Here is a 14123-nt window from a genome sequence, read left to right as displayed (position 1 = left end):
ATGACATACCGTCAGCGGGCAAATGCCATCCTGGCCTTATCTTTCCTCTGCTTTGTCCTCGTATTCTGGTGGTGGTACAGCCACGAAGTGGGCCTGTTGGGAGAGCTGCTGTTTTTCGTCATCCAGTCGGCCCTCATCGGCAGCATTGCCGACTGGTTCGCCGTGACGGCCCTCTTTGAACGGCCTCTGGGATTTCCCTATCACACGGAACTGGTCTACAGCCACCGCACGCAGATCATAGACGGCATGACCCACGTCGTGTCGGAAAAACTGCTGCAGCCGGGCATGTGGAAAGACAAATTATATACCGTCTCCTTTGTAGACAAATTTACGAACTGGCTGACCAGCAGCGGCGGCCGGGAAAAATTCCGGACCCTGTTGTTTGAAGTCGCCCAGCAGGCCTATGAATATGGCCGGCAGAGCAAGAATCAGCAGTATATCGCGGCCCATATCCGGACCTACCTCAAGCGGCAGCCCCTGCTGAGCTTTTTGCAGGACCGCATGATCACCATGCTGGAAGACCCGGACAGCCAGATGCTCACCGATATCATCGGCCTCATCAAGGACTGCGTGCGCAGCAAGGAATTTGAAACCGTCCTCATCCGGGCCCTCGACGAATGGATGGCCGAATCCCGGACGGCTCCGCACCTCATCATGACCCTGAATAAATTTACGGGCATGGTCGACACCAAAAAAGTAGCCAAAGACGTGCAGAAGGGCATCATCGTCTGGCTGGAACGGTGGGAACACGCCGGCGGCAAAGAACGGCAGTGGCTGTGTCAGAAACTGGAACTGCAGATGTATGCTATGAATGGCCAGCTGACCTACACGGTACAGCGCTGGCAGGATCAGTTCGTCGATTCCCTGCCTGTAGAAATGTGGCTCACCTCGACGCAGCGCGCCAGCCAGGCCTATTTCACCACCGGCGTAGAAGGCAAGGACAAATTGCAGAATCTCCTGGAAGGGGAATTCATGCATTACCTCGACTACTGCAGCCAGTACCCGGAAATCAAGGACTGGATTGACGACCAGATCCGCCGGGGATGTGAAATCATCCTGGAACACGAACACTCCCTCATCGGCGTCGCCGTGCGGGAAGTGTTGTCCGGCTTTGACAAGAAGAAATTCAATGCCTTCCTGGAAAGCAAAGTCGGTGAAGACCTGGCCTGGATCCGTATCAACGGCGCCATCGTAGGCGGCACCCTGGGCCTCTTCGTCTTCGTCATCCTGAAAGTCATATACGAACCCTTCTTTGTACCCTTCATACGCAACTTGTTTATGTAATCGTAGGACCCACGGCTGGAATCTTGTTTCCTGACGTGCCGCGGCGTCTGGCTTATTTACTATGCCTCGCCGGCTGGACCATCATCTGCGGCGTCGTCGTCAGTCAGCGTAGCCCCGCTACGCCTCCCTCCATCCTCCTTGCATCTGACGGCCCCGCCGACGATGCCTGACGTAAAACGCCAGCCGTCGCGGCACTAGGATTGCTAATTTTAAATATAAAGAGCCGGTTTGACGAACCGGCTTCTTTGCTGTCTGCGGCCTGCGAACGGCGGCTCTTCCTGTCATAAAAAACCAGAATATTTGTATAAAAGGCTGTTCAATTTTACAAAGAGTGGTATAATATGTAATGTAGCTTCATAAAAATTCGGATTTAAAGAAGGGCAGTCTTATGAATATTCAACAGCAGGTGTTTAAAAAGTTATTTGGGCGGTTGATGCCGCTTATTATGTTTTTATATTTTATTTCCTTTGTAGACCGGGCCAATATTGGCATTGCCTCTCTGACGATGAATCAGGATCTGGGCATCGGTACGGCGGCTTATGGCTTTGGTGCCGGGCTCTTTTTTATCGGTTATTTCCTCTTTGGCCTGCCGAGTAATGTTATCCTGGCACGGCTGGGGGCGCGGCGCTGGATTGCCGCTATCCTCTTTGTGTGGGGCCTCATTTCGACGAGTACCATGTTCGTCCACAACGCCGTCGAATTGTATATCGTACGCTTTGTCCTGGGCGCGGCAGAAGCGGGATTTTATCCCGGCATCATTTATTATCTCGATCACTGGTTCCCCCTCCAGGCAAAGACGCGGGCCTTCAGTTATTTTCACATGTCCCTGGCCATTTCCATGTGCATCGGCAATGTCCTGAGCGGCGTCATTCTCGGAATGGACGGTCTGGCAGGACTGGCCGGCTGGCAGTGGGTCTTCCTTTGTGAAGGGCTGCCGGCTGTTCTCTGTTCCTTCGTGGCCTACCGGGTCCTCCTCGATTCTCCGCGGGACGTATCGTGGCTGACGGATGAAGAAAAAGACTGGCTCGTTCAGAAACTAGCGGGCGAACGGGCGACGAAGCCCATGGGCAGTTCCACCTCCATGTGGAGCGTCTGCACGAAACCCCAGGTCTGGCATTTTGCTCTCATTTATACGACGCTCAATATCGGCTTTTACGGGATTTTATTCTGGCTGCCCCAGATCGTCAAGGGCATGGCCGGCACGAATAATATGATCACCAGCATCCTCAGCGCCATCCCCTGGATCACGGCCATCGTGGTCATGGGCTTTGTGGCAGGCTATGCCGACCGGTCCCACAAGAAAAAGAAATTCGTGGCCGTCCCCATTTTCCTCGGCGCCCTGGGCCTTCTGGCAGGGACGTATTTCCACAATTATCCCGTCCTGGCCCTGGCCTGCCTGTCCTTGTCAACGGCCTGCTGTGAATGCCCCGTAGGCCCATTCTGGACCTTCCCGTCGCGCATGTTCGATGGCGTCACTGGAGCGGCTGCCATTGCCATCATCAATGCCATCGGCAATCTGGGAGGATTTTTCGGGCCCTACCTGTTCGGCCTCGTATCGACGGGTAGCAACTTTACGACGGGCTTTGTCGTCCTGGCTTCGATGATGATTATTTCTTCCATCCTGGCCATACTTGTCAAGGAAAAGTAAATCAGCTATGATATAAAAGTCCGGACAGAACGGATAGCCTGTCCGGACTTTGTGTATACAGAAAGGGAGCATATGAGATGAAACCATATCAGAAAATTACCAAAGATATCATACAGAAATTAGTGGATATACTGGGAGAAAAAGGCGTTTCCACCGATCCGGACCGCCTCGTCCAGTATGAACGGGATGAAGGAGTGGAACGGGAATTTTTCCGTACGCCCGATGCCGTAGTCTACCCGACGACGGCTGAAGATGTAGCGGCGGTCTTGCAGCTGGCCAATACGGAAAATATCCCTGTCATTCCCCGGGGCGCCGGCACGGGGCTGGAATTCGGCGCCGTCGCCAATACCTATGGCGGCATCATACTCAGCACGGAAAAGATGAACCGTATCCTCGAAGTGAACGGGGAAAAAATGTACATGGTCGTCGAACCGGGCGTCCGCACGGCTGACGTACAGGCTGCTGCCAAGGCCCAGGGCCTTCTCTATGCAGGCGATCCCTGCAGCGGTGATTCCTGCTTCATCGGCGGCAATGCCTCGACCAATGCCGGCGGCAACCGGGCCGTCCGCTACGGTACGACGCGGGACCAGATTTATAGCATTGAAGTCGTGACGCCCCTGGGGCAGATTACCCGTCTGGGCAGCCGCTTAAAAAAAGTATCGACAGGCTATCCTCTGGAAAAAATCGTCATCGGCTCCGAAGGTACGTTGGGCATTATCACAAAACTGGTCTTGAAACTGGTGCCCCTGCCCAAATACAGCGTCAACGTCCTGGCCATTTTCAAAACTATCGACGACGCCATGTCCATCGTCAACGCCCTGCCCAAAGCCGGCATCGAACCGACCTGCCTGGAATTTATGGACAATGATTCTGTACGGGTCACAGAAAAATTCCTCGGGGAAAAACAGCCTCATTCTGATATAGGAAATTACATGATTATCCAGGTAGACAGCAACGATGAAGACCGCATCGACGACCTGTGCGTCGCCCTCGATGAACTCTGTCACGACCACGGGGCCATCGATGTCTTCGTCGCCGACGCCGAACGGATCTGGAAAGTGCGCAAGAACTTCTCTGAAGCCTCGACGACAGACAGTCCCATCATGGTCATGGAAGATTTCGTTGTCCCGGCCGATGAACTGGCCGATCTCTTGAAAGAACTGGAAAAAATCAGTGCCGACCAAAAGACTCCGGTCCGTTCCGTAGCTCATGCCGGAGATGGCAACCTGCACCTGGACATCCTGAAAAAAGACATTCCCGACGACCAGTGGCCGGCCAAAGTAGAAGCCTTTGAAAAAGCAGCCTATGACGCCGTATACCGCCTCGGCGGCCGTATCTCCGGAGAACACGGCATCGGCGAAAAGAGAAAGAACCTCATGGCCCATTACACGGATCCGGTAGAGCTGGCCCTCATGAAAGCTGTAAAAAAAGCCTTCGATCCCAACGACATCCTCAACCCGGGAAAAATCTTTGATGTGGAGTGAGAAAAGCCGTTGGTCGTTCATCGAAAGAGAAAAAGCTGGTGGTTAGTGATTAGTGGGAAGGGATAGTTTGAAGTTTGGTGTTTGATGAAAAGAGCCGGTTCGTCGAACCGACTTTTCTATATAAACTCAGCACTAAAGGACCCACGACCGGGGACGGTTTCCATCCTGAATCGCCTGGGATGGTGTCAGATGCAAGGCGGAAGAAGGAGTCATAGCGGCGCTATGGCGACTGATGACAACGAAGCAGATGGCGCCATACCGGGTGAGACAGGGGAAATAAGTCTCCGGCCGTGGGTCTTCTTATACGCCGGTCCCGTCAAACGCCGGGATGAATCCTTCGCTGGCACTGGATTTTTCTTGTACGAATCCATCTTCGATGCCGCTGTCAAAGAGATATTGTTCGGCCTCGTCGTATTCTTCATCCGTGAGGGGTCTGTTGATTTCCGGGTATTCACTGGCCCTGCCGCAGGGGACGTACTGGCGCATGAGGCTGAACAGGACTTGTTCTGGTCCGAAGTGGTCCCGTACCCAATCGATGACGTGCTTTGTATTGTCTACGTGGCCGGGCAGGATGAGATGGCGGATGACGACGCCTTTCTGGAGCATGCCGTCGTCGTCCAGAACATAGGGGCCCGTCTGGTCGTACATGGCGAGGATGGCCCGGGCCGCTACGTCCGGATAGTTCCGGGCTCCGCTGTAGCACTCGGCCATGGCCGGGTCCATGTACTTCAGGTCGGGCAGGTAAATCTGGACTTTTCCCTCGAAGGCCCGGATCGTTTCTACCCGTTCATAGCCGCCGCAGTTGTAGACCACTGGTACGGGCAGTGGCTCTGATAGGCTTTCCAGGATGGCCCGCGTATAGGGCGTGGGGGTTACGAGATTGATATTGTGTGCCCCTTGGGCGATAAGTTCGTGGTAGATGGCCCGGAGCCGGGACACCGTGATGGGGATGCCTTTGCCATCCATGCTGATTTGGGAATTCTGGCAGAAACAGCAGCGCAGGTTGCAGCTGGAAAAAAAGACCGTGCCCGATCCGCGGCTGCCGCTGATGCACGGCTCTTCCCAAAAATGCAGGGCCGCCCGTGCCAGCACCGGCTGGAGTGGACTGTGGCAATAGCCGGGAAGGTCCGGGCAGATGCCGTCACTGGTAAGGGGCCGGACGACATGGCATTGACGGGGACAGTCCGTGCAGGGCTGTGTTGTATTCATGAAAATCACCTCGATCCTACTATATACCAAAAAAAGGACGACCGCAAATGCGATCGTCCTTTTCTATTACCAGACTAGATTAGGCCTGTTTGAAGTCTTTCGGGCAGGTCAGTTCGGCGAAGCGTTTTGCTTTCGGATCCGTAGCGACCAGTTCCTGGAGTTTCTTCAGTCCTTCTTCTTCTACCGACTTGGTAGTCGTGTAGCTGGCCGGAACCGTCTTGGACAGTTCGAAGCACTTTCTGAGAGAACTGATACTTACAATGATGACCAGAATCAGCATGATGGCAGATACGGCGAACAGGAGCATTTCGCCCTTCGGCAGATACAGACCAAACATGTTGAGGAAGTCAGCCCAGAAGATAACGACAGTCAGGAATGCCCACGGAAGACCCGTGACCCATACATAGCGGGCTTTACCCATGCTGCAGATAACAACAGAGGAAATAGCCAGGGTGATGATGGCGAGCAGCTGGTTGGATACACCGAATATCGGCCAAATCGTGGACAAGTTGCCTTGTACGAGGATATAGCCCCATGCGCCGGAGATAGCAGCCGATGCGATGATGGCGCCCGGAGTCCAATGGGGATCGCCGAATTTGGTCCATACGCGGCCAACGAGTTCCTGCAGCATGTAACGGCCAACACGTGTGCCGGCATCGATGATTGTCATGATGAACAAGGCTTCGAACATGATGCAGAAATGATACCAGTAGCTCATGAGAGAATCAAGACCAGGGATGTTGGAGAAGATGAATGCCATGCCGACAGCCAGCGATACAGCACCGCCAGGACGATGGGCAACGTTTTCACCAACCATTGCGTTCAACTGCGGCAGATCGACGACCTGCATGCCGAGAGCATTGAAATGTTCAGCTGTGGAGTTGATAGCAAAGTAATCATTCGGAACGAGGGATGTAGCTGCGATGAGGGCCATCATAGCTACGAAGGATTCGGTCAGCATAGCGCCATAACCGACAGGAACGATGGAGCGTTCATTCATCAGCATCTTCGGAGTTGTACCAGTAGAAATCATGCAATGGAAACCGGAAACAGCACCGCAGGCGATGGTGATGAAGATGTACGGAAGAACAGGGCCAGTGATGACCGGGCCGCCGCCAGCGCAGAACTGGGTGAGGGCCGGCATCTGGATGGTCGGGCCGACGACGATAACGCCGATAGCCAGGGCACCGATAGTACCAATCTTCATGTACGTGGAGAGGTAATCACGCGGAGCCAGGAGCAGCCAAACCGGAAGAGCTGCGGCAACGAAACCGTAGATGATCAGGGCGATATCAATTCCGTGGCGGCTGATGGTGAAAATCGGAGCCAGTGTCGGGGAAGCCTGTACAGCAGGACCAGCGACAACAGCCAGCAATGTCAGGACGACACCGATGACCGTGCCTTCCTTGATCTTGCCAGGACGGAGGAACTGCATGTAAATACCAATGAACAGAGCGATAGGAATCGTCATGCCGATAGTGAATGTGCCCCAGGGGCTGTCATGGAGGGCGTTGGAAATAACAACAGCCATACCAGCCATAGCGAGGATATTCAGGAACAATACGGCAAAGGACGTAGCCAGACCTGTCTTATCACCAATCTGGGCTTTTGCGATTTCAGCGATGGATTTACCATCGTAGCGCATGGAGCAGAAGAGGATAACACAGTCATGGACAGCACCGGCGAGAACACCACCGATGAGGATCCACAAGGCACCGGGCAGATAGCCGAACTGGGCAGCAATGACCGGGCCTACGAGCGGGCCAGCACCAGCGATAGCAGCGAAGTGATGACCAAATACGACGTACTTATTCGTCGGTACATAGTCATGACCATCTTCGAAACGGAAGGCCGGTGTGACATTGTACTGGTTGACCGTCAGGACCTTGGCACCGATGAAAGCACCGTAGAAACGGTAAGCCAGTATGAACACTAATGCAGAAATAATAACAACAAACAAACCGTTCATACAAAAAAACCTCCTTCTTAAATTTTAGTAGCACCATCCTCTGCGGAAAGATAATGAATGAGAGGACCCGCAAAGGACATACCCTGTATCACGCCTTAACTATAAGTCTTTACGACAAAAAATTCAAGAGCCTTTCTTCCTTCAGTGGACAAAAGGATAAATAGGCAATCTTTAAATGATAAAGATTTATGCTATAACGGCACGACATGATTTACTTTTGCCGTGTTTTTACAACAATCTTTACATGTAATATGATATTCGGTACTGTTATTTATTACAAATCTGTATAGAAAAAGTGCCGTATGACGTTACACCTATACGTTGGAAATACAGAAAATAGCAAAATTATATAATGAAATATTTTATATATATTATAAAAAATAAAAGTATAACGTTTTATCTTATTAAAACATTTTGATAATGAGAACTTAGGATACACTGCCTCTGAAAAATTTAAAACAACGAATAGTCGTGAAAAAGGCTTTCTTTTTACGACCGCCATTCCTGTGATATACTATAGATACTACGCAAAGGAGGAAACGACATGGATGCGGAATTTCAGCAATTTATTTCAATGATAGAACCAGTGGACGGGGATTTTGCCCGTTCCTATGAAGAAAAACTGGCTGCCTCCGGTCAGGCTGATACGGTTTTGTGTCACCTGGCTGGACGGCTGGCGGCCATACGGGGCAGTGAACGCCATGACCTGTTGAAAAAGGCCGTCATCATTTTTGCGGCCGATCACGCCGTCGATGGCGGTAAAAACGAATCGCAGGGCAAAAACAGCAAGGCCGACGCCCTGGAAATCGCCAGCGGCCGCGGCCCCATCAACAAAGTCGCCCATAAAGTAGGGGCCGGCGTCCTGCTCCTCGACATGGGGCTTCAGGAAGACATACCCGAATCGCCAGGCGTTCAGGTCCTGAAAGTCATGGCCGGGAGCCACTACTATGGAAATGGCCCGGCCATGGCGGAAGACGAAATGCTCGATGCCCTGTACAGCGGCATCCAGATTGGCCAGAACCTGGCCGATGAAGGCTATACGGCCATCGGCATAGGCAGCCTGGGAGAACGGTCCATCCTGACGGCCTTTATCCTGACGGCGGCCTTTTACCGCTCCCAGATGCCGGACCTTGCCGGTTCACTGAAAGAAAAGAATCAAATGAAAATGCTCGGCGCGGTGCTGCGTACTCATGGACTGGACTGTACCCGGCCGCTCGAATTGTTGCAGAAAGCCGGCGCGCCCGATGTCGCCGCCATGGTGGGATGCATCTTGTCGGCCGCACACCGCCACGTCGCGCTGGTCTTTGACAACGCCGTCACCGGGGCGGCCGTCTTGATAGCACAGGCTCTGCAGCCAGCCGTCATGGGATACGTATTTCCTTCGGCGGCCTATGCCGAACCGGTACACCGGATGCAGATGGAATACCTGCACCTGAACCCCGTCGTCAGCGATCCCGGAAAAGACGACCAGGCCATGGGATCGGTTCTGGGCCTCTCCGTCCTCGACGCGGCCGTGGAATCGATGAAAGAAGACTAAAAAAGCCCGATGCCCCCTATGGGGATAGGCATGGAAAACATTCGTGAGTATACTACTATATATAGATATATAAAAAAAGAGGTGCTATACGTATATGAAAACATTGTATCTTGACTGCTTTTCCGGTATCAGTGGCAATATGTTCATCGGCATGCTGATTCAGGCAGGCGTTCCCTTTGAAGAATTTCAAAAAGCCATGGCCCAGCTGGGACTGGACGGCTATTCCCTGATCTGCCAGCCGGTCAACAAACTGGGGATCCAGTCTGTGTATTATAATGTCCTCCTCGACTCGGAACAGGACCATCATCACCATCATGACCATGAAGAAGGTCATCATCACGACCACGGCCACGAAGAAGGCCACGGCCACGGTCACCACGACCATCACAATCACGGCCAGACCGTGAAGACGGCAGCTTCCCTCATCGATGCCACGGGCCATCATCACCATCATCAGCACCGGGGACTGGCCGATATCACGGCCATCATCGAAGCCTCGCCGTTTACGGAAGAAATCAAACAAAAGAGCCTGGCCGTATTCCAGGCCCTGGCCGAAGCGGAAGCCAAAGTACACGGCGTACCCGTCAGCGATATCCATTTCCATGAAGTCGGCGCCATCGACTGCATCCTCGATATCGTAGGGACCATCTGGGCCCTCGACTACCTGCATATCGAACAAATCGGCACATCGGCCCTCCACGTGGGGAGCGGATTCGTCCGCTGTGCCCATGGCATCATGCCCGTACCGGCACCGGCAACGGCAGAACTCCTGGCAGGACTGCCCTATTACTCGACCGATATCGAAGGCGAACTCGTCACCCCGACGGGAGCTGCCCTGGTCAAGACACTGGCCTCCTATGCCGGCCCGCGTCCGGAAGAACTGATCCATGAAACCACGGCTTACGGGGCAGGCACCAAAGACCTGGCTATCCCCAACGTCCTGCGCGGCTTCATCGGCGAATGCAAGGCCTTCTGAGAATGGCAGGGATCAAAAGCCAGAGCCAGACAGCATGGTCTCACCTATTCCTGTGATAGGAAGGCGATTGAACGGAATACCAAACGGAAAAACCTGTTGCACCCAGAGTGCGGCAGGTTTTTTTGCATCCTGCAGGGAACTTTGAGGTAGTGGTTTTACAAATAACATAACTTGCAGATTAAAATTTTCTCACTATTTTCTAATCTGCATTTTTTTGACATATGCTGGATTTTATGCTAGGCTCAAATCAGTTCGTTTGCAGGAAGTGCAAATGCATCATGCAAAAAATTTACATCTTGAAAGGAGAATCTGTGACATGGAACTGAATGACGTATTATCTTTTGACGAGGCTATTGAAATTATGGACGAGCCGGAATATCTGGAACTGGCACCGGGTGAATACGATTTCACCGTACGGGATGTGGCCTTTTCGACCTATGAAGGCAGCAGCAAGATTCCTTCGTGCCCCATGGTAGAGGCGAGACTATCCGTCGTGACCGATGAGGGAGAAACGGAAATCATCGACCGCTTCTACTATTGCCGGAAAATGCGGTACAAACTCTCCAGCTTCGCCCGGACACTGGGACTGGCCCGGGTCGGTGACAAAATCACCATCGAATGGAAGAAACTCATAGCAAAACAAGGGCGCGCCCGCATCTCCCTCCGGGAATACAACGGGAAAAAATACAATCAGATAGACCGCTACATCGTCCCGACAGACGAACCGGCCCCGTTCTGACAGGGAAGGGTCGTAGTTAGTAGTTCGTTCATCGTTCGTCGTAGGCCGTAGGTCAGTGGTTAGTGGTCAGAAAAGGCAGGATCTCCCTGCATGGGTATAGCCCGTTACTTAACGATTTGATATGAAAATCGCAGGCAGCAGTTAGCAGTCAGCAACTAGCAGCTGGTTTGACGGACTGGGGATCTTTGCCGTCCCCGTGAGGGGAAGGAGGGCCACGGAGTGGCGGAAGGGGCCTTATTTTCATCAAATCAGCATACAGGACCCACGACCGATGACGGTTTCCATCCGGCGTCGTCGGCGGGGCAGGGGAAACAAGGCATCAGCCGTGGGTCCAAAAAGGAGGCGATCATATTTCTTATATATCAACTCATATACACGAATTACTGGATGCCATCGATCCGGCCAGTTGTACGTACAGTGAATGGTGCGAGGTCGGCATGGCCCTCAAGTATGAGCAGTTCCCCCTGTCTCTCTGGGAGAGCTGGAGCCGCCGCGATATGGCGCGCTTCCATGACGGGGAGTGTGCCTGCAAATGGGCCTCGTTCCGCAAGTCTTCCGGGGCCTGCGTGACCGGGGCGACGCTGGTCAAGATGGCCCGCGACCGGGGATATAGTGACCCCGATGAAGTCTGGACGCTGGATACGCCCATTTCCATCGTATCAGCCGACGAGGAACTTCCCCAGCGCATGGACACGGTTCCTGCCCTGTCTCGTGACGGCAGGGACAATCCCCTTACAGAGCCGCCGGATCCCTGGGACGGCCTCAGGGAGACGAAGACCTTTCTCTCCCGCCTGTTCCGGCCCGGTGAATTCGTCGGGTTTTCTATGCGTTCCTATCAGCATAAACACCGCTATATTCCCCGTGGCCGGGGCATTTATTTCCGCACGCAGGACGATATCCTGAAGGCCATCGATACCTATGGCGATGTGGAAAAAGCCCTCGGGTCTTATGACCCTCTTGCCGGTGCCTGGGTACGCATCAACCCTCTGGACGGCAAGGGTATCCGCAACGAGAACGTCAGCGAGTACCGCTATACACTGGTAGAATCGGATGAACTTTCCTTACAGCAGCAGCTCTCATGGATACGCAGCCTCAGATTGCCCACAGTTGCGCTTGTAAACAGTGCTGGAAAAAGCATCCATGCCGTCGTACGCATCGACGCCGGCAGCGACCCGGACCTCTACAGCCGGCGCGTAGACTACCTCTATCAGTATTGCCGCCGTCAGGGATTTATTGTAGACATGCAAAATAAAAACCCGTCGCGCCTCATGCGCCTGCCCGGCATCTGGCGAAGCGGACACAAGCAGTACCTCATCCCCTTTACGCCGGGCACCCGGACCTTCGACGAATGGTACGAATACGCCGAGAACAGCCGCGACAACCTGCCGCCGCTGCAGCGTCTCTCTGCTGTCTGGGACGACATGCCGCCCCTGCGGCCGGTCCTCATCGAAGGGCTCCTACGGCGCGGACACAAGATGATGGTCGCCGGACCCAGCAAGGCGGGGAAATCCTTTGCCCTCATCGAACTGTGCATTTCCATTGCCGAAGGACGGCGCTGGATGGATACGTACCAGTGCGCCCAGGGGCAGGTCCTGTACATCAATTTCGAACTGGACGAACACTCCTGTTATCACCGCTTTGCCGACATCTACAAGGCCATGGCCATCACAAATCCCCGGACGGATCAGGTCGTCCTGTGGAACCTGCGCGGCTACTCGGAATCGCTGGAGACACTGCTCCCCAAACTCCTGCGCCGTATCCACCACGAAGACTTTGCGGCCATCGTCCTCGACCCGATTTACAAAATCACCGACGGCGACGAAAACAGCGCCCACGACATGGGCATCTTCTGCAACCAGCTGGACCGGCTATCGACGCAGAAACAGTGCGCCGTCATCTACTGCCATCACTACAGCAAAGGCAGCCAGACTGTCAAAAAAGCACAGGACCGGGCATCGGGCTCAGGAGTCTTTTCCCGTGACGCCGACGCCATCCTCGACATGCTCGACGTCAAAAGCCCTGTCGGAGCCCCGCCGGCCTTTAGGATTGAAGCCATCCTGCGCGAATTCGCCTCGCCACCGCCCTTTTACATCACCTTCGACTATCCCATCCACCATATAGACACGACGGGAGAAATCGCCGCCTGGAACGAAGACCTCGACGATTTGGGCCGGGGACGGATGATGATCAATTCGGATAAAAAAACAAACAAAGAATTGCGACAAGACCTCATGAGAGAAATCTTTGATGAAATCCAGAAAGAAAAACAAGTAGTAAAAATAATAGACTTAGTAAACGCCATGCATCTGAGCCGTAACACAATCCGAAGATATATAGATGCCAGCGAACATATGGAGCGTGATGAAAATGGATTCGTTTATATAAATTATAAGAAAAAACGATGAAACCGGATAGAAAATGTTGCTGAAAAGGGGTCCAAAATAATGGGGCCTCACAGGCTTATATAGAGTTTGGACACCTGAACCCCTCAAAACAGGCAGCCAGTCCCGGACGGGAAGAGCGGGGAGTTTGAAGACTCCCCCGCTCAAACCCGGTCACGGGAACTGGCCCGCGCGGGAAGAGCCGCCGTTAGCGGCTGGTGGTTAGTGGGAAGAGATAGTTTGATGTTTGATGTTTGATGTTTGATGAAGCCGGTTCGACGGACCGACTATTTTTACACAAAAATCAGCATTAGGCCACACGACAGGAGACGCTTTCTATCCTGAATCGCACGAGATGGTACCAGATGCAAGGCGGAAGAAGGAGGCGTAGTGGAGCTACGAAGGGCCGTTGGTCGTTCATCGAAGCCGGTTCGACGGACCGACTATTTTTACACAAAAATCAGCAAGATAGTGCCGCGACGGCCGGCGTTTTACGTCAGGCATCGCCGACGGGGCCGTCAGATGCAAGGAGGATGGAAGGAGTCATAGCAGGGCTACGAAGGGCAGTAGGTCGTTGGCCGTAGTTCGTTTATCGAAGCCGGTTCGTCAAACCTCATGTTTTAATACAAAAATCAGCATACAGGACCCACGACCGATGACGGTTTCCATCCGGCATCGTCGGCGGGGCCGTCAGCTGCAATGAGAAAAAACGATGATACAGTTTTTGGATGAACTTATATAGTCCTGATGGAGCCATATCTCGAACTATATGTAGTATTAGAAGAAAAAGATGCCTGAACGGCCGTCTTTTCTGGAAAAAACAACAAAAATCTTTTTTAAGGAAAAGAAAGAAAAATCTAAAAATATAACACCATAAGAGCACTGTCTTTACTAGG

9 protein-coding genes are annotated in these 14123 nt (G+C 53.1%); 7 read left to right on the top strand and 2 right to left on the bottom strand.

Features of this window, described 5'->3' with window-relative positions; genetic code table 11:
* The 3 genes from ACGTIC_RS00565 (at position 1) to ACGTIC_RS00555 (ending at position 4416) form a co-directional block, all read left to right on the top strand.
* Complete coding sequence (locus ACGTIC_RS00565) at positions 1-1284, top strand: DUF445 domain-containing protein (RefSeq protein ID WP_059076466.1); 1284 nt, start codon at positions 1-3, stop codon at positions 1282-1284.
* 388 nt (positions 1285-1672) lie between these two features.
* Positions 1673-2932 carry an MFS transporter gene (locus tag ACGTIC_RS00560; RefSeq protein WP_059076467.1) on the top strand — a complete coding sequence of 420 codons (1260 nt, stop codon included), beginning with the start codon at positions 1673-1675 and terminating at the stop codon, positions 2930-2932.
* Positions 2933-3009: 77 nt separating this feature from the next.
* Positions 3010-4416: an FAD-binding oxidoreductase gene (locus tag ACGTIC_RS00555; protein WP_059076468.1), complete on the top strand. Its 1407-nt coding sequence runs from the start codon at positions 3010-3012 to the stop codon at positions 4414-4416.
* A 300-nt stretch (positions 4417-4716) separates the two neighbouring features.
* Here the strand turns inward: ACGTIC_RS00555 and ACGTIC_RS00550 are convergent, their stop codons facing one another.
* Positions 4717-5625 carry a radical SAM protein gene (locus tag ACGTIC_RS00550; RefSeq protein ID WP_113856427.1) on the bottom strand — a complete coding sequence of 303 codons (909 nt, stop codon included), beginning with the start codon at positions 5623-5625 and terminating at the stop codon, positions 4717-4719.
* 79 nt (positions 5626-5704) lie between these two features.
* A complete protein-coding gene (locus ACGTIC_RS00545) occupies positions 5705-7594 on the bottom strand; it encodes a carbon starvation protein A (protein WP_059076470.1) in 1890 nt (629 codons plus the stop codon).
* 544 nt (positions 7595-8138) lie between these two features.
* Between ACGTIC_RS00545 and ACGTIC_RS00540 the strand changes: the two genes are divergently transcribed.
* The 4 genes from ACGTIC_RS00540 to ACGTIC_RS00525 all read left to right on the top strand — a co-directional run bounded on the left by ACGTIC_RS00540 (position 8139) and on the right by ACGTIC_RS00525 (position 13251).
* The gene (locus tag ACGTIC_RS00540; RefSeq protein ID WP_059076471.1) at positions 8139-9131 is read left to right on the top strand and encodes a nicotinate-nucleotide--dimethylbenzimidazole phosphoribosyltransferase; all 993 of its coding nucleotides are present in this window, start codon (positions 8139-8141) and stop codon (positions 9129-9131) included.
* A gap of 94 nt (positions 9132-9225) precedes the next feature.
* Positions 9226-10107 carry a LarC family nickel insertion protein gene (locus ACGTIC_RS00535; protein ID WP_113856426.1) on the top strand — a complete coding sequence of 294 codons (882 nt, stop codon included), beginning with the start codon at positions 9226-9228 and terminating at the stop codon, positions 10105-10107.
* Between the two features lie 316 nt (positions 10108-10423).
* Positions 10424-10846 (top strand): hypothetical protein, encoded by a 423-nt coding sequence (locus tag ACGTIC_RS00530; RefSeq protein WP_059076473.1) that lies wholly within the window; start codon positions 10424-10426, stop codon positions 10844-10846.
* Between the two features lie 350 nt (positions 10847-11196).
* Positions 11197-13251 (top strand): AAA family ATPase, encoded by a 2055-nt coding sequence (locus tag ACGTIC_RS00525; RefSeq protein WP_307788825.1) that lies wholly within the window; start codon positions 11197-11199, stop codon positions 13249-13251.
* Positions 13252-14123: the final 872 nt, after the last annotated feature.

It is taken from the genome of Megasphaera hexanoica, from assembly GCF_043520715.1.
In the GTDB taxonomy this organism is placed as follows: domain Bacteria; phylum Bacillota; class Negativicutes; order Veillonellales; family Megasphaeraceae; genus Megasphaera; species Megasphaera hexanoica.
The sequence above is the reverse complement of the archived record's forward strand: the minus strand, read 5'-3'. Positions and strand labels throughout refer to the sequence as shown.